Below are 17,261 nucleotides of genomic sequence, written 5' to 3'. Positions count from 1 at the left end.
GGGCACTGCCGCGGACTCCGGTGGGCGTCGGCGGCGGGGCGCGCTCCTACACGCGCAGCACCGGCAGTCGGGCGGGGAGTTGGGGGCGTGGCGGCCGGGGTATCGGCCCCAGGCTGCGCGGCGGACCGGAACACGGGGCGCGGCGCGCGCCGGTCTCCCGGCGTCCGGTCGGTGCACCGGCGCCCGGGAGGGCCGGCGGGGCGGGTGCCCGGACCGGGAGGACGGCGCGGCGGATGCTCCTGGGGACCATGGCGCCACCGGGAGCATCGGCGCGGGCGTCGGTGGGCTGCGCGGAGGCGGCGTGCGCGTCGCGGGTGACGGCGCCGGCCGGCCCGGCCGCGCGGTACGTCCGGGGAGGTGCGGCCGCCTGCCGCAGCGGCTGCGCCATGCGGCGCGCCCTCGGGACCGTCGCGAAGAGCGTGTGGTCTGCGCCGTGTCCGGCCCTCGGGTGCCCGAACGTATGCAGGGTGACGATGCCGAGGATCAGTGCCGTGAACCGCAGCAGCCGACCGCACCACACGGCGGCCCTGCTCTGTTCGTGCATCGCTGACCTCTCGACGGACGGCGAACCGGCGGAAGCGCGGGAGGCCCGCCGCCCGCACCCTACCCCCTAGGGGTATGGCTCCCCGTGGTGGCCCGCCGAGCGGAGTGCCGTTTGCGCCGTTCGCCGCCGGGTCGCGGGCCAGCCAGTATCGGCTGATTGTGGTTCTTTGCGCCGGTATCACCGCTTAACTTTCCCCCATCCGCCTACTCTTGGCACTCCACGCCACCCGCGCGGCCGAGGGCGCCACCGGCGGCAGCCGGGGGAAATCCGGGTGGACCCGGGCCGGGTCCACCCGACCGTCCGGACGTCCGTCACGCACGCAGCAGAGACAACGGAGCCGGAGAAGGAGCCCGATGAGCCGACCCCGCCGCCTCCCCACGCCCGGCCGGTTCCTGCGCATCGACGGTGTGCCGCTGCATGTCCTGACCGAGGGCAGCGGCCCGGTCTGTGTCCTCAGCGGCGGTCTCGGTATGGCGTGGTTCGACTGGGACGCGGTCGCCGCGCTGCTCGCCCCGCACCGCACCGTCGTCCGCTTCGACCGCCCCGGCCTCGGCCTGAGTGCCCCGGCGCCCGAGCCGCCCACCCTCGCCGCCGAGGCCGACCGGATCGCCCGTCTTCTGGAGGCGCTCGGCCATCCGGGGCCGGCCACCGTCGTCGGCCACTCGCTCGCCGGCTTCCACGCCGAGGCGTTCGCCCGGCTGCATCCGGAGCGCTGCGCCGGGATCGTGCTGGCCGACGCCGGCATCGAGGACGCCCCGCGGCCCCGGCTGCCGCGCGCGGTGCGTATCGCCTGGGCGGGCAAGATGGCCGGGCTCGCGTCCGCCGCCGGACTGCCGCGCGCCCTGGGCCCCGCCACCCGTCGGCTGATCGGCCGCGCCTCGACCGTCGGCAGCCATCCGCCGCACCCCTGGGAGCAGGCCGGCTACCGCACCAGCCGGGTGGCGCGGGCCTGTGCCCTGGAGAACGCGAGCTACCCCTACCAGGCCGCTGAGCTCGCCGCGCTGCGCCTGGAACGCCCGCTGCCCCCGGTGCCGGTGGCCGTCCTCGCGGCGTACGACGGCAGCGAATCGGCACGGCAACTGCGCTCGCTGGAGCGGCAGCGGGGGCTCGCCGCGGCGCTGGGCGGCCGGTTCGCGGTGGCTGCCCCCGCCGGCCATCTGGTGATGGCCGACGTGCCGGAGTCGGTGGCGCAGGCGGTGCTGGACCTGACGGGGACGGGGCGGGGCGCGGCCGCGCCGTTCGCCTAGGGCGACGGCATCGTCGAGCCCGGCGTCGATGCCCTGCTCCTCGCTGTTGCACCTCTTCGTGCTGCCGTTCCGTGCCGGACGCGCAGCCGAATATCGCGTCCGGGCCGGTCCGGGAACCCTGTCCCACTGCCCGCTCTCCCCGCTGCTCCGGGGCGTTCACCGTCCGGGGCCACCCCATGAAGGGCAGGGAACGGGCCCTTCAACATCCGGTCAATGGCCGCTCAGGCCGGCTTCAAGACTGCGCCAAGCCCCCCGTTTGCCCCCGCCCGCTGCGCTGAGCTCGCTCGGCACGGGAAGGATGCCGGGTGAGGGTTACGGGACGGCGGTTCTGATTCAGGCCAAGGGTGCGTAATGTGACGGTAACCCCCTCACGTGATACTGGTGTGCCACGCCGCGTGATCCGGCGCGCGTGGACAGGCCGATTGACCTGCAAGGATTGGTGACCCATGGACAAGCAGCAGGAGTTTGTGCTCCGAACGCTCGAGGAGCGCGACATCCGCTTCGTACGGCTGTGGTTCACCGATGTGCTCGGGTTCCTCAAGTCCGTGGCGGTCGCCCCCGCGGAGCTGGAGCAGGCCTTCGACGAGGGCATCGGTTTCGACGGCTCGGCCATCGAAGGCTTTGCCCGGGTGTACGAGTCCGACATGATCGCCAAGCCGGACCCCGGCACCTTCCAGATCCTGCCCTGGCGTGCCGAGGCCCCCGGCACCGCCCGGATGTTCTGCGACATCCTGATGCCGGACGGCTCCCCCTCCTACGCCGACCCGCGCTATGTCCTCAAGCGCATCCTGGCCAAGACCTCCGACCTCGGGTTCACCTTCTACACCCACCCGGAGATCGAGTTCTTCCTGCTCAAGGACAAGCCCGTGGACGGCCGGCGGCCGACCCCCGGCGACTCCTCGGGCTACTTCGACCACACCCCGCAGAACGTCGGCATGGACTTCCGCCGGCAGGCGATCACGATGCTGGAGTCGATGGGCATCTCGGTGGAATTCAGCCACCACGAGGGCGCGCCCGGCCAGCAGGAGATCGATCTGCGCTACGCCGACGCCCTGTCGACCGCGGACAACATCATGACGTTCCGGCTGGTCATGAAGCAGGTGGCGCTGGAGCAGGGCGTCCAGGCCACGTTCATGCCCAAGCCGTTCTCGGAGTACCCGGGCTCCGGTATGCACACCCACCTCTCGCTCTTCGAGGGCGACCGCAACGCCTTCCACGAGTCCGGCTCGGAGTACCAACTCTCCAAGGTCGGGCGCTCGTTCATCGCCGGTCTGCTGCGGCACGCAGGGGAGATCTCCGCCGTCACCAACCAGTGGGTCAACTCCTACAAGCGCATCTGGGGCGGCGCCAACCGCACCGCCGGCGCCGGCGGCGAGGCCCCCTCGTACATCTGCTGGGGCCACAACAACCGCTCCGCGCTGATCCGCGTCCCGATGTACAAGCCCGGCAAGATGGGCTCGACCCGGGTCGAGGTCCGCTCCATCGACTCCGGCGCCAACCCGTATCTCACGTACGCGGTGCTGCTCGCGGCCGGTCTCAAGGGCATCGAGGAGGGCTACGAGCTGCCGGCCGGCGCCGATGACGACGTCTGGGCGCTGTCCGACTCGGAGCGCCGGGCAATGGGCATCGAGCCGCTGCCGCAGAACCTCGGCGAGGCCATCGAGCTGATGGAGCGCAGCGAACTGGTCGCCGAGACCCTCGGCGAGCACGTCTTCGACTTCTTCCTGCGCAACAAGAAGCAGGAGTGGGAGGAGTACCGCTCCGAGGTCACCGCCTTCGAGCTGCGCAAGATGCTGCCCGTGCTCTGAGCCACCGCGCCACCGAGAGGCTGCACCCATGGCACTTCCCGCTCCGCAGGGACGGCGGAGCAGCACCTTCACCCGGCTGCTGAGGCACGGTTTCACCGACCCCTCAGCGGCCGAGGGGCTGCTCGATTCCCCCGAACTCGCGTCCGTACGCGATGACTCGGTGCTGCTCGAAGCGCTGGGCGCCACCGCGGACCCGGATCTGGCGCTGCACAGCCTGGTCCGGCTGGTGGAGGCGCAGGAGCCGGACGAGCAGCAGGCGCTGCTGAGCACGATCGTCGCGGCGAAACCGCTGCGCGACCGGCTGCTGGGGGTGCTGGGCGCCTCCGAGGCGCTCGCCGACCATCTCGTCCGGCATCCGCGCGACTGGCAGTCGCTGGTCACCTACGAGTCGGTGGACCTGCACCCCACCACCCCCGAGTTCGAGCTGGCGCTCGCCGAGGGGATCTGGGGCGGAGAGAACGCCGAACGGCCGCGCGCGGACGCGCTGCGCACCGCCTACCGCCGCTCCCTGCTGGGCATCGCGGCCCGCGATGTGTGCGGCACGACCGATGTCGCCGAGGCCGCGGCCGAGCTGGCGGACCTGGCCACCGCCACGGTGCGGGCCGCCCTGGAGATCTCGTACGAGGAGGCGCCCGGGGACGCCGCGGTGTCCCGGTTGGCCGTCATCGGCATGGGCAAATGCGGCGGCCGGGAGCTGAACTACGTCTCGGACGTCGATGTCATCTTCGTCGCCGAGGCCAAGGAGGGCGTCGACGAGGCCCAGGCGCTGCAGGCCGCGACCCGGCTCGCCGCCCGCATGATGCGCCTGTGCTCGGACAACACCATCGAGGGCACGATCTGGCCGGTGGACGCCAATCTGCGCCCCGAGGGCCGCAACGGCCCGCTGGTGCGCACCCTCAGCAGCCATCTCGCCTACTACCAGCGCTGGGCCAAGACCTGGGAGTTCCAGGCGCTGCTCAAGGCCCGCCCGATGGCCGGTGACCTGCAGCTGGGGCAGCAGTACGTGGATGCGCTGGCGCCGATGGTGTGGGAGGTCGCCGAGCGGGAGAACTTCGTCGCCGATGTGCGCCAGATGCGCCGCCGGGTCGTCGAGAACATCCCCGCGGCCCAGGTCGACCGGGAACTCAAGCTCGGCCCCGGCGGACTGCGCGATGTCGAATTCGCGGTCCAGCTGCTGCAGTTGGTGCACGGCCGCAGCGATGCCACGCTGCGCAGCGCCACCACGCTGGACGCCCTGGCGGCGCTGGCGGCCGGCGGCTACGTCGGACGCCAGGACGCCGCGGCCCTGGACGCCGCCTACCGCTTCCTGCGCACGCTGGAGCACCGTATCCAGCTCTTCCGGATGCGGCGTACGCACCTGATGCCCGAGGACGAGGGCGAACAGCGGCGCCTGGCACGCTCGTTGGGCCTGCGCACCGAGCCGGTCGACACCCTCCGCAAGGAGTGGAAGTGGCATGCCCGCGAGGTGCGCCGGCTGCACGAGAAGCTCTTCTACCGCCCCCTGCTCGATGCCGTCGCCCATCTGGAGCCCGGCGAGACCCGGCTCTCGGCCAAGGCCGCCGGCCACCGCCTCGAAGCGCTCGGCTACGCCGACCCGGTGGCCGCGCTGCGGCATCTGGAGGCGCTGGCGTCCGGCGTGACCCGCAAGGCCGCCATCCAGCGGACGCTGCTGCCGGTGCTGCTGGCCTGGTTCGCGGACTCCGCCGACCCGGACGCCGGGCTGCTCAACTTCCGCAAGGTGTCCGACGCGCTCGGCAAGACGCCCTGGTACCTGCGCCTGCTGCGCGACGAGGGCGCGGCCGCCGAGAACCTCGCCCGGGTGCTGTCCGCCGGCCGGCTGGCCCCCGATCTGCTGCTGCGCGCACCCGAGGCGGTCGCGCTGCTCGGCGCCCCCGACGGGCTGCAGCCGCGTGGCCGGGCCGCGCTGGAGCAGGAGGTGCTGGCCGCGGTCGGCCGGGCGGCCGGCGCGGAGGCGGCGGTCGCGGCGGCCCGCGGGGTGCGCCGCCGGGAGCTGTTCCGTACCGCGGCGGCGGATGTGATCGGCGCCTACGGCACGGAGTTCAGCCCGGCGGACACCGACCACGGCCGCTCCGTCGACGCCGTCGGCTCCGCGGTCTCCGACCTCAACGCCGCCACCCTCGCCGGGGCCCTGCGCGCCGCGGTCCGCCAGCAGTGGGGCGACACCCTGCCCACCCGCTTCACGGTGATCGGCATGGGCCGGTTCGGCGGCCAGGAGCTGAGCTACGGCTCGGACGCCGATGTCCTGTTCGTCCACGAGCCGCGCGAGGGCGCCGACGAGCAGGAGGCCGCCAAGGCCGCCCACGCCGTCGCCAACGAGATGCGCCGCCTGCTCGAACTCCCCTCCTCCGACCCGCCGTTGCCCATCGACGCGGATCTGCGCCCCGAGGGCAGGTCGGGGCCGCTGGTGCGCACCCTCGCCTCGTACGCCGCCTACTACCGGCGCTGGTCGCTGGTGTGGGAGTCGCAGGCCCTGCTGCGTGCCGAACCGGTCGCGGGCGACGCCGAGCTGGGGCAGCGGTTCATCGAGCTGATCGACCCGATGCGCTATCCGGCCGAGGGCCTGGGCGATGACGCGGTCCGCGAGATCCGCAAGCTCAAGGCCCGGATGGAGGCCGAGCGGTTGCCCCGCGGCGCGGACCCCACCACCCACGCCAAGCTGGGGCGCGGCGGACTGAGCGATGTCGAGTGGACGGTGCAGCTGCTGCAGATGCAGCACGGCTGGGAGATCCCCGGACTGCGCACCACCCGTACCCGCGAGGCGCTGGCCGCCGCGCACGCCGCCGAGCTGATCAGCACGGAGGACGCCCAGACGCTGGATGAGGCATGGGTGCTGGCGGCGCGGGTGCGCAATGCCGTGATGGTGGTGCGCGGCCGCCCCGGCGACACCTTCCCCGTCGACGGCCGGGAGCTGGCGGCGGTGGGCCGCTACCTCGGGTACGAGGAGGGCCACGTCGGGGAGATGATCGACGACTACCGGCGGATCACCCGGCGGGCGCGGAGCGTGGTGGAGGAGATCTTCTACGGGGCCTGAGCCGCACCGGGCGCTTCCGCGGTCAACAGGCCCCGGCAGTGCGCGAGAAAGCCGGCCAGCGTCAGATCGAAGGCCTGGTCGGCGCGGGCCGGTCCGGTCGCCTCCTGCGCCGCCGACAGCCGGGGTGCGCAGCCGCCCTCGGAGACCTCCCACATCGTCTCCGGCGCCGACATGTCGAGCGCCGACCCGAGCACGAGGTTGTCCAGGCCGGTGATGACCGGCATGACCGCGGCCGGTGCGAAACCGGCGTCCAGCAGCATCCCGGCCACCCGCTCGTACTGGGCGAGCACCTTCGGGGCGCGGACCGCAGAGGTCATCAGCATCGGGATCGCGCGGGGACGGGCGGCGAAGGCGGCGCGGTAGGAGCGGGCCCAGGACTCCAGCGCGAGGTCCCAGGCGGCGTCGCCCAGCGTGCCGGGGTCGATGGCATCGGTGACCCGCTCCCGCAGCGGCTCGATCACCCCGGCCCGGCCGTCCACATGGCCGGCTGCGCCGCCCGGCGGGCCGGCCGGACATCGCGCCGGTCACCCCGGACCAGGCGCTGACCGGGCTGATGGCACTGGAGGGCTGTACGTCGCACGCGGCCCTCGCCGTCGGCGAGGAGACGGAGGCCGGCCGGATCGCCCCCGGCTTCCGGGCCGACCTCACCGCGCTGGCCGTCGGCACATCCTGGGGATGTCGACTCCCGTCCGGGTCGCGGAGTCCGGCAGGAGTTCCGGGGGCGGGGAGCCGCGAAGCGACGCAGCGCGCTCACACCGTCGCCGGCAACACCCGGGTCAGCCGGTGCGGCAGCGAGCCGTACCAGAGGCACGTCAGCCCGAAACCGAAGGACAGACACAGCACCCCGCCGAGCGCGTCCAGCCAGAAGTGGTTGGCCGTGGAGACGATGACCAGGAGGGTGGTGGCGGGGTAGAGCAGCCCGACGGCCTTGGCCCACAGCGGCTTGGCCAGCAGCGCGAGGGTGATACCGCACCACAGCGACCAGCCGATGTGCATCGAGGGCATCGCGGCGTACTGGTTGGACATCGAGGCGAGGTTGCCGGACGCCATCGAGCCCCAGGTGCCGTGGTCGATCAGGGTGTCGACGAAGCCGCCGTCCGGCATCAGCCGGGGCGGTGCCAGCGGGTAGAAGTAATAGCCGATCAGGGCGACGCCGGTGGTGGCGAACAGGGCCGTCCGGGCGGCGGCATAGCGTCCAGGGTGCCGGCGGTAGAGCCAGATCAGCACCCCGATCGTCACGATGAAGTGCAGTGTCGCGTAGTAGTAGTTCATCGACACGATCAGCCAAGTCACGGAGTTCACCGCGTGGTTGACGCTGTGCTCGACGGCGATGCCGAGCGAGTGCTCCGCCTGCCAGATCCAGTCGGCGTTCCGCAGCGCCTTGGCCTTCTGCTCGGGCACCGCGTTGCGGATCATCGAGTACGTCCAGTAGCTGACCGCGATCAGCAGGACCTCGAACCAGAGCCGGGGGGTGCGAGGAGCACGCAGACGGGCCATTCGCCTCTCGGCCACCGGGTGGTCCGCACGCTCCCCCTTGGGTGGCGGGGTGGTCGGCAGGCCGTCCAAAGTCCTCGTATTCGCATCACCCATAGGCAGACAGTCTGCCAGAAAGGGGTGTGCCGCCGATCATCCTTCGGTCGGGTATTCGAAGCCTCGTATCGGTCTTGCGGGGGACGCCCGACCCCCGTACTTCTGGGGGACGCAGCCCTCAGTGGGCCCGCAGCGGCTTCGGGATCCTGGCCGGTTTCGGGGCCGATGCGGTCGATCCGCGCACCACCAGCTCGGGATGGAAGACGAACTCGCTGTGCGGGGCCGGGGTGCCGCCGACCTCCTCCAGCAGCGCACGCACCGCCGCCTGCCCCATGGCCGTGACCGGCTGCCGGATCGTGGTCAGCGGCGGGTCGGTGAAGGCGATGAGCGGGGAGTCGTCGAAGCCGACGACGGAGATCTCGCGCGGGACGTCGAGCCCGCGCTGCCGGGCCGCCCGGATCGCACCGAGTGCCATCATGTCGCTGGCGCAGACGATGGCCGTGGCGCCCCGCTCGATCAGCGCGCCCGCCGCGGCCTGGCCGCCCTCCAGTGTGTAGAGGGAGTGCTGGATGAACGGCTCCGTCTCGGCCGGGCCGGTCTGCAGCCGCTCCTGCATGGCGCGCACGAAGCCCTCGATCTTGCGCTGCACGGGCACGAAGCGCTTGGGTCCGAGCGCCAGCCCGATCCGCCGGTGGCCGAGCGCGCTGAGATGGGTGATCGCCAGATCCACCGCGGCCCGGTCGTCGGGGGAGACGAAGGGCGCCTGCACCTTGTCGGAGAAGCCGTTGATGAGGACGAACGGCACGCCCTGGCCGCGCAGCTGCTCATAGCGCTGCATATCGGCGGAGGTGTCGGCGTGCAGCCCGGAGACGAAGATGATGCCGGCCACCCCGCGGTCCACCAGCATCTCGGTCAGCTCGTCCTCCGTGGAGCCGCCCGGGGTCTGGGTCGCGAGGACGGGCGTATAGCCCTGGCGGGTCAGCGCCTGCCCGATGACCTGTGCGAAGGCCGGGAAGATCGGGTTCTCCAGCTCCGGCGTGATCAGCCCGACCAGCCCGGCGCTGCGCTGCCGCAGCCGCACCGGACGTTCGTAACCCAGCACATCGAGGGCGGCAAGCACGGACTGGCGGGTGGTGGCGGAGACACCGGGCTTCCCGTTGAGAACCCGGCTGACGGTGGCCTCGCTGACACCTGCCTGCGCTGCGATATCGGAAAGCCGGGCGGTCATGGGTGGGACTGTACCGGTCTGCTGTCAGATTGCCCACCAGGTACAGCTGTCCCCGGGGAGCAGGGCGACGGCGTCGTTGACGGTCACCGGGGCGCTGGACAAGAGCGGTGTTCCGGGCGCGGGCAGTTCGACGTCGTGCCCCAGCGGGTTGACGGTGCACAGGACGCCGGGGCGGGTGAAGGCGAGCACCCCGTCGGGGGCGGAAGTCCAGCTCATCGGGCCGTCGCCGAGCCCCGGCAGCCGGCGCCGCAGGTCAAGGGCGGTGCGGTAGAGCTCCAGGGTGGAGGCGGGGTCGCCGGTCTGTGCCGCGACGGTGAGGGCGGCCCAGTCGTCGGGCTGCGGCAGCCAGCTGCCGCCGGGCCCGAAGCCGTACGGCGGCGCCTCGCCGGACCAGGGGAGCGGCACCCGGCAGCCGTCGCGGAAGCCGTCCTGGCCGCTGGTGGCGGCGACGCCGTCAGGGGCGGACTCGGTGTCGGTGCCGGGGCCGGCCGCGCCGGTGGTCCGGCCGCCGCGGAAGAACGCCGGGTCCTGGCGGACCTCGTCGGGCAGGTCGGTGACCTCGGGCAGGCCCAGCTCCTCGCCCTGGTAGAGGTAGGCGGAGCCGGGCAGCGCCAGCATCAGCAGGGTGGCGGCGCGGGCACGGTCCAGGCTGCCGCCGAGGCGGGTGGTGTGGCGTACGACGTCGTGGTTGGACAGCACCCAGGTCGTCGGGGCGCCGACCGAGGCGGTGGCGGCGAGCGAGGAGTCGATCACCGAGCGCAGTGCGTCGGTCTGCCAAGGGGCGTTCAGGAACTGGAAGTTGAAGGCCTGGTGGAGTTCGTCGGCGCGTACGTAGAGGGCGAGGCGCTCCGCGGTGGGCGCCCAGGCCTCGGCTACGCCGATCACCTGCTTGCCGCGGGCGTCGCCGTAGCCGTCCAGCAGCCGTCGCCAGGCGCGGTGGATGGCATGCACCCCGTCCTGGTCGAAGAACGGCAGCACCTCGGTGCCGATCAGCTGGGCCTGCCGGCCGTGGCCGATGTCCGGCAGACCGGGCGCCTTGATCATGCCGTGGGCGACATCGACCCGGAAGCCGTCCACCCCGAGGTCGAGCCAGAAGCGCATGATGGCCTCGAATTCGGCGTGCACCTCCGGGTTGTCCCAGTTCAGGTCGGGCTGCTCGGGGGCGAAGAGGTGCAGATACCAGTCGCCGCGTTCGGTGCGGGTCCAGGCCGGGCCGCCGAAGACGGACTCCCAGTCGTTGGGCGGGAGTTCGCCGCTCTCGCCCTTGCCGGGACGGAAGAGGTAGCGCTGCCGGGAGAGTGCCGGGTCCTGGAACCACGGGTGCCGGTCGGAGGTGTGGTTGGGGACGATGTCGACGATCACCCGCAGGCCCAGGTCATGGGCGGCGCGGATCAGGCCGTCGGCATCCTGGAGGGTGCCGAAGAGCGGGTCGACGGCGCGGTAGTCGGCGACGTCATAGCCGCCGTCGGCCTGCGGTGAGGCATAGAACGGGGTGAGCCAGACGGCGTCCACCCCCAGGTCCTTGAGGTAGGGCAGCCGCTCGCGGGCCCCGCGCAGATCGCCGACGCCGTCGCCGTCGCTGTCGGCGAAGGAGCGTACGTACACCTGGTAGATGACGGCGTCGCGCCACCATCCCGGACCTCGGCCCGATCCGGGGGCCTGGGGGGCGGGGCTGGGGGAAGTGAGCTCCTGGGTCATCTGCCGTCCCTGTTGAGGTCAAGAGGCGTCGGTGCCTTCACGGAATCAACGCTCGGGCGGGCGCGGGGTGACGGTGACGAGGGCGTCCGGAGGGTCCTGTTCCAGCCATCTCGTTGCAATTCGTTCCCACAGTCTTGCAGAAAATTGCCGCAAGGTCTTTCGGTTTGTTTTCGGCGCTGTTACGTTCCTGACCGCCATCTGAGGCATTTCCCTAAGGAGTTCACATGCGGCGTGGCATACGGGGCGCAACGGCCACCGTGCTGGTAGCGGGCCTGGCACTGGCAGCGACGGCGTGCGGCGGAGGTGACAGCGGAGGCGGCGCCAACAGCGGGGGCGAACTGTCCGGAACCGTTACCTACTGGGACACCTCCAACGACGCCGAGAAGGCGACGTACCGCAAGCTTGCCGAAGGCTTCCAGAAAGAGCACCCGAAGGTCCACGTCAAGTATGTGAACGTGCCGTTCGGTGACGCCAACGCCAAGTTCAAGAACGCGGCCGGCGGCAACTCCGGCGCCCCCGACGTGATGCGCACCGAGGTCGCCTGGGTCGCCGACTTCGCCAACCTCGGCTACCTCGCGCCCCTTGACGGCACCCCCGCCCTCGACAAGACCGACGACTACCTCCCGCAGGCCGTCGGCTCCACCGAGTTCAAGGGCAAGACCTACGCCGCGCCGCAGGTCATCGACACCCTCGGCCTCTTCTACAACAAGAAGCTCCTCAAGGACGCCGGCGTCGAGGTGCCCAAGACCTTCGCCGAACTGGCCACCGCCGCCAAGAAGATCAAGGCGAAGACCGGCGCCACCGCCCTCTACCTGCGCGGCGACGACCCCTACTGGTTCCTGCCCTACCTCTACGGCGAGGGCGGCGACATGGTGAACGCCCGCGACAAGGTCGTGGAGATCGACGACGGCGCCGGCGTCAAGGCGTTCAAGACCATCAAGAGCCTGGTCGACTCCAAGGCCGCGGTCACCGATGCCACCGACGGCCAGGAGAACCAGCTCAAGGCCCTCAAGGACGGCGACGTCGCGATGGCCGTCGACGGCCCCTGGGACATCGAGGGGGCCCGCGCCGGCAAGTCCTTCAAGTCCCCGGCCAACAAGGAGAACCTCGGCGTCGCCCCCGTACCGGGCGGCAGCACCGCCCAGGGCTCCCCGCAGGGCGGCTGGAACCTCTCCGTCTACGCCGGCAGCAAGAACCTCCAGGCCTCCTACGCCTTCGTCAAGTACATGAGCTCGGCCAAGGTCCAGCAGCAGACCAACGAGAAGCTCAGCCTGCTGCCCACCCGCAAGTCCGTGTACGAGGTGCCGGCCGTCAAGAACAACGAGATGGTCACGTTCTTCAAGCCCGCTGTCGACGGTGCCGTGCAGCGCCCCTGGATCGCCGAGGGCAACTCCCTCTTCGAGCCGATCAAGGTCCAGATGAACAAGGTGCTCACCGGCTCCGCCACGCCCGAGCAGGCCGCCAAGGCGACCGGCGACGCCTACCGGAAGCTGCTCAAGGACTACAAGTGACCTTTGCTGTACGGGTGCGCCGGGCGCTGGGCACCCACTGGTACGCATGGACGATGGTCGCCCCGGTGGTACTCGTCATCGGGGTGATCATCGGCTATCCGCTGGTGCGCGGCGTCTTCCTCTCGCTCACCGACGCCAATGAGGCCAACGTCGAGCGGAACATCGGCGTCAACCACCTCCCCGCCACCTACAAGTTCACCGGACTGGACAACTACCAGGCCGTGCTCTCCGACAGCGTCTTCTGGGACCGCCTCGGCTGGACCGTCCTGTGGACCGTCGGCTGTGTCTCGCTGACCTTCCTCATCGGCCTCGCCCTGGCGAACATGCTCAACCGCACGCTGCGCGGCCGCACCGTGTACCGCCTCGCCCTGATCCTGCCGTGGGCCATCCCCGCCTTCATCTCGATCTTCACCTGGCGGATGCTCTACAACGAGAAGAACGGCATCCTCAACAAGCTGCTGGCCGGCGGCGGCATCGACGCGGTCCCGTGGCTCAACGACCCGACCTGGGCCAAGCTCTCGGTCATCGCCGTCAACGTCTGGCTGGGCGTGCCCTTCATGCTCGTCGCGCTGCTCGGCGGACTGCAGTCCATACCGGGCGAGCTGTACGAGGCCGCCGAGATGGACGGGGCGGGCGCTTGGCAGCGGTTCCGCAACATCACCGTGCCCGGACTGCGCGGGGTCAGCAGCACGGTGATCCTGCTCTCCACCATCTGGACCTTCAACATGTTCCCGGTGATCTTCCTGCTGACCCGGGGCGGCCCCGGCGACGCCACCGAGATCCTGGTGACCTACGCCTACCGGCTCTCCTTCATCGACAGCCCCCGCAACTTCTCCGAGTCCGCGGCCTGGGGCGTACTGATCCTGGTCCTGCTCTCGGTCGTCGCGGTCGTCTACCGCCGGGCGCTGCGCAAGCAGGGAGAGGTGTGGTGACCATGACCCGCACGAGCACGAGCACGAGCACGAGCACGAACCGCAAGCGCAACGAACGGTCCCGCCCGGCCTCCATAGGGCTGCACGCCGCCCTGATCGGCGCCGCGGCCATGGCCGTCTTCCCGCCGCTCTGGCTGCTGGTGACGTCCTTCAAACCCAAGAACGACGCCTTCTCCACCAGCATCGTCACCCACTTCACCGTCGCCAACTACACCCATGTACTGGCCGACACCGAGTTCCTGACCTGGTTCAAGAATTCCGTGATCATCGTGGGGCTGACCACCGTCCTCGGTGTCTTCATCGCCGCCACCACCGGCTACGCCGTCAGCCGCTTCCGCTTCCCCGGGATGCGCCCGCTGATGTGGCTGCTGCTGATCACCCAGATGTTCCCGGTCGCGGTGCTGATCGTGCCGCTGTACAACCTGCTGGCGAGCCTGGGCCTGCTCAACCAGCCGGCCGGCCTGGTCATCACCTACCTGACCATCGCCGTCCCCTTCTGCGCCTGGATGATGAAGGGCTTCTTCGACACCATCCCGGTGGAGATCGACGAATCCGGACGGGTCGACGGCCTCAACCCCTTCGGCACCTTCTGGCGCCTCGTCCTGCCGCTCGCCAGACCGGGGCTGGCCGTCACCGGCTTCTACACCTTCGTCACCGCCTGGGCCGAGGTCGCCTACGCCTCCGCCTTCATGACCGGCGAGGAGAACCTGACGCTCGCCGGTGGTCTGCAGACCTTCGTCAACCAGTACACCAACGACTGGGGTTCGATGACCGCCGCCGCCGTGATCATCGCCGTGCCGGCCGCGCTCGTCTTCGCCTTCGCCCAGCGCCACCTCGTCGCCGGACTGACCGCCGGCACCACAAAGGGATGACATGACCCCACAGCACCACGTCACTCCTGCCACCGACTGGTGGCGCAACGCGGTGATCTACCAGGTCTATCCGCGCAGCTTCGCCGACGGCAACGGCGACGGCATGGGGGATCTGGCGGGCATCCGCAGCCGGCTGCCGTACCTGCGCGACCTGGGCGTGGACGCCGTCTGGCTCAGCCCCTTCTACGCCTCCCCGCAGGCCGACGCCGGATACGACGTCGCCGACTACCGCACCATCGACCCGATGTTCGGCACCCTGCCCGACGCCGAGGCCGTGATCCACGAGGCCCACCGGCTGGATCTGCGCATCATCGTCGACCTGGTCCCCAACCACTGCTCCGACCAGCACGAATGGTTCCGCCGCGGGCTGGCCGAGGGCCCCGGCTCCACGGCCCGCGAGCGCTTCCACTTCCGCAAGGGACGCGGTGAGAACGGCGAAGAGCCGCCCAACGACTGGGAGTCCCTCTTCGGCGGCCCCGCCTGGACGCGGGTCCCCGACGGCGAGTGGTACCTCCACCTCTTCGCCCCCGAGCAGCCCGACTTCAACTGGGACCACCCCGCCGTCCACGACGAGTTCCGCTCCATCCTCCGCTTCTGGCTCGACCTGGGCGTCGACGGCTTCCGGGTCGATGTGGCCCACGGCCTGGTCAAGGCCCCCGGCCTGCCCGACATGGGCCGGGGCGAGCAGCTGAAGCTGCTCGGCAACCAACTCCTGCCGTTCTTCGACCAGGACGGCGTCCACGACATCTACCGCTCCTGGCGCACCGTCCTCGACGAGTACGCCGGGGACCGGATCGCGGTCGCCGAGGCCTGGACCCCCACCGCCGACCGGACCGCGCTCTACCTCCGCCCCGACGAACTCCACCAGGCCTTCAACTTCCATTACTTGAACACGGGGTGGGACGCGGCCGCCCTCCGCGAGGCGATCGACTCCTCCCTCGACGCCATGCGCCCGGTGGCGGCTCCCACCACCTGGGTGCTGTCCAACCATGACGTCGTACGCCACACCACCCGCCTCGGCGGCAGCCTGGACCGTGCCCGCGCCGCCACCCTGCTGATGCTGGCGCTGCCCGGCTCCGCCTACCTCTACCAGGGCGAGGAGCTGGGCCTGCCCGAGGTCACCGACCTGCCCGACGAGGTCCGCCAGGACCCGTCCTTCTTCCGGGCCACCGGACAGGAGGGTCTGCGCGACGGCTGCCGGGTCCCGATCCCGTGGAGCGGTGACCGGGCCCCCTTCGGCTTCGGCAACGGCGGCAGCTGGCTGCCGCAGCCCGACGACTGGGCCGCCCTCACCGTCGAGGCCCAGACCGGCGACCCCGCCTCCACCCTGGAGCTCTACCGCACCGCGCTGTCGCTGCGGCACACCCACCCCGGCCTCGGCGCGGGCGACGCGGTGGAGTGGCTGGACGCCCCCGACGGCATCCTGGCCTTCCGCCGCCCCGGCGGCCTGGTCTGCACGGTCAACACGACCGAGGCCCCCGCCCAGCTGCCCGCCCCCGGCCGGATGCTGCTCGCCTCCCGCCAACTGGACGCATACGAGGGGGACTTCGAGCTGCCCGCCGACACCGCCGTCTGGTGGGAGGAGTGACCCTGTCCGACATCCATGCCACCCCCCGGCTCTCCGACATCGCCGCGCAGGCCCAGGTCAGCGAGGCGACCGCCAGCCGGGTCCTGAACGGCAAGGCGGGCGTGGCGGCGGGCACCCGGCAGCGGGTGCTCGCCGCGCTCGACGTGCTCGGCTACGAGCGTCCCGTACGGCTGCGGCGGCGCAGTGCCGGTCTGGTCGGGCTGGTCATCCCCGAGCTGACCAACCCGATCTTCCCGGCCTTCGCCCAGATCATCGAGCAGTCGCTGGCCGGCCACGGATACACCCCGGTGCTGTGCACCCAGATGCCGGATGGGGGTGCCCCCGCTCCGTTCAGGAGTGGGGGAGCCACCGAGGACGAACTCGTCGAGCAGCTGGAGGAGCGCGGTGTCACCGGCATCGTGTTCCTGTCGGGGCTGCACGCGGACACCCGCGCCGACCCCGGCCGCTACGCCCGGCTGGCGGCCCGGGGCGTGCCGTACGTCCTCATCAACGGCTACCACCCGCAGATCGACGCGCCGTTCGTCTCACCCGACGACGGCGCGGCGGCCCGGATGGCGGTACGCCACCTGGCCGAGCTGGGGCACGAGCGGATCGGGCTGGCCGTCGGCCCGGCCCGCTATGTGCCCTCCCGGCGCAAGGCCGAGGGCTTTGCGGCGGCGCTGGCGGAGTCGTTCGGCCTGTCGAGGGGGCAGGCCGAACGACGCGTCCAGCACACACTGTTCAGCGTCGAGGGCGGCCATGCGGCAGCCGCGGCACTGCTCGACGACGGCTGCACCGGCGTCGTCTGCGGCAGCGATCTGATGGCGCTCGGCGTCGTCCGCGCGGCCCGCCAGCGCGGCCTGGACGTCCCGGGTGACGTCTCGGTCGTCGGCTTCGACGACTCCCAGCTGATCGCCTTCACCGACCCCCCGCTGACCACGGTGCGACAGCCGGTACAGGCCATGGCCTCGGCGGCGGTCGGCGCGCTCATCGAGGAGATCCACGAACGCGCCCAGGGCCGCCAGACCCCGCCGCAGCGCACCGAGTTCGTCTTCCGCCCGGAGCTGGTGGTGCGGGGGTCGACGGGGCCGGTGCGGCGGTGAGGGCCCGGTGGGCGTGCGCGGTGCGCACGCCCTGGACGCCGGTCCGTCTCGTCCCCACATCAGTAGACGTCGTCAGCGGTCCCGTGAACGGCCGGCCGCCAGTCCGCAGGACTCTCAAGGGCTGCTGAGCGAACTCCTGCCCGACCAGAGCCGACCATCCCAGCGATTC

Annotated in this window: 13 protein-coding genes; 8 read left to right on the top strand and 5 right to left on the bottom strand. The window is 71.5% G+C overall.

The genetic code is table 11. From position 1 onward, the window contains the following. Window positions 1-46 precede the first annotated feature (46 nt). On the bottom strand, window positions 47-544 hold the full coding sequence (locus tag ACWGI6_RS36465) for a hypothetical protein (RefSeq protein ID WP_453271481.1): 498 nt from the start codon (window positions 542-544) through the stop codon (window positions 47-49). 353 nt (window positions 545-897) lie between these two features. Here ACWGI6_RS36465 and ACWGI6_RS36460 point away from each other — a divergent pair, with 353 nt between their 5' ends. The 3 genes from ACWGI6_RS36460 (at window position 898) to ACWGI6_RS36450 (ending at window position 6,651) form a co-directional block, all read left to right on the top strand. Continuing rightward, the gene (locus ACWGI6_RS36460; protein ID WP_453271480.1) at window positions 898-1,791 is read left to right on the top strand and encodes an alpha/beta fold hydrolase; all 894 of its coding nucleotides are present in this window, start codon (window positions 898-900) and stop codon (window positions 1,789-1,791) included. Between the two features lie 446 nt (window positions 1,792-2,237). After that, window positions 2,238-3,599, top strand: a complete 1,362-nt coding sequence (glnA, locus tag ACWGI6_RS36455; protein ID WP_189102998.1) for a type I glutamate--ammonia ligase — start codon at window positions 2,238-2,240, stop codon at window positions 3,597-3,599. Between the two features lie 28 nt (window positions 3,600-3,627). Next, window positions 3,628-6,651: a bifunctional [glutamine synthetase] adenylyltransferase/[glutamine synthetase]-adenylyl-L-tyrosine phosphorylase gene (locus tag ACWGI6_RS36450; RefSeq protein WP_453271479.1), complete on the top strand. Its 3,024-nt coding sequence runs from the start codon at window positions 3,628-3,630 to the stop codon at window positions 6,649-6,651. On the opposite strand, the gene ACWGI6_RS36445 is transcribed toward ACWGI6_RS36450, so the two are convergent. From ACWGI6_RS36445 to ACWGI6_RS36430, 4 genes are all read right to left on the bottom strand, one after another. Beyond that, window positions 6,639-7,130, bottom strand: coding sequence for a TetR/AcrR family transcriptional regulator C-terminal domain-containing protein (locus ACWGI6_RS36445; protein ID WP_453271478.1), 492 nt, complete (start codon window positions 7,128-7,130; stop codon window positions 6,639-6,641). The genes ACWGI6_RS36450 and ACWGI6_RS36445 overlap by 13 nt on opposite strands. Window positions 7,131-7,401: 271 nt before the next feature. Further along, window positions 7,402-8,241 carry a phosphatase PAP2 family protein gene (locus tag ACWGI6_RS36440; RefSeq protein ID WP_453271477.1) on the bottom strand — a complete coding sequence of 280 codons (840 nt, stop codon included), beginning with the start codon at window positions 8,239-8,241 and terminating at the stop codon, window positions 7,402-7,404. A 118-nt stretch (window positions 8,242-8,359) separates the two neighbouring features. Further along, window positions 8,360-9,409: a LacI family DNA-binding transcriptional regulator gene (locus ACWGI6_RS36435; RefSeq protein WP_453271476.1), complete on the bottom strand. Its 1,050-nt coding sequence runs from the start codon at window positions 9,407-9,409 to the stop codon at window positions 8,360-8,362. A 24-nt stretch (window positions 9,410-9,433) separates the two neighbouring features. Then, window positions 9,434-11,107, bottom strand: coding sequence for a glycoside hydrolase family 13 protein (locus ACWGI6_RS36430; RefSeq protein ID WP_453271475.1), 1,674 nt, complete (start codon window positions 11,105-11,107; stop codon window positions 9,434-9,436). A 224-nt stretch (window positions 11,108-11,331) separates the two neighbouring features. Between ACWGI6_RS36430 and ACWGI6_RS36425 the strand changes: the two genes are divergently transcribed. Genes ACWGI6_RS36425 through ACWGI6_RS36405 form a run of 5 tightly spaced genes read left to right on the top strand, consistent with a single transcriptional unit; the run spans window position 11,332 to window position 17,092 of the window. Beyond that, the gene (locus ACWGI6_RS36425) at window positions 11,332-12,618 is read left to right on the top strand and encodes an extracellular solute-binding protein (protein ID WP_453271474.1); all 1,287 of its coding nucleotides are present in this window, start codon (window positions 11,332-11,334) and stop codon (window positions 12,616-12,618) included. Between the two features lie 53 nt (window positions 12,619-12,671). Further along, the gene (locus ACWGI6_RS36420; RefSeq protein ID WP_393908194.1) at window positions 12,672-13,550 is read left to right on the top strand and encodes a carbohydrate ABC transporter permease; all 879 of its coding nucleotides are present in this window, start codon (window positions 12,672-12,674) and stop codon (window positions 13,548-13,550) included. Between the two features lie 2 nt (window positions 13,551-13,552). After that, complete coding sequence (locus ACWGI6_RS36415) at window positions 13,553-14,422, top strand: sugar ABC transporter permease (RefSeq protein ID WP_453271473.1); 870 nt, start codon at window positions 13,553-13,555, stop codon at window positions 14,420-14,422. A gap of 1 nt (window position 14,423) precedes the next feature. Then, entirely contained in the window at window positions 14,424-16,010 is a 1,587-nt protein-coding gene (locus ACWGI6_RS36410) for a glycoside hydrolase family 13 protein (protein ID WP_453271472.1), read from the top strand. After that, window positions 15,998-17,092, top strand: coding sequence for a LacI family DNA-binding transcriptional regulator (locus ACWGI6_RS36405; protein WP_453271471.1), 1,095 nt, complete (start codon window positions 15,998-16,000; stop codon window positions 17,090-17,092). Before ACWGI6_RS36410 ends, ACWGI6_RS36405 begins: the two co-directional genes overlap by 13 nt. Window positions 17,093-17,261 lie beyond the last annotated feature (169 nt).

The organism is Streptomyces sp. NPDC054786 (assembly GCF_053611685.1).
Note: the sequence above shows the minus strand (reverse complement) of the source record. Positions and strands in the feature narration are given on the sequence as shown.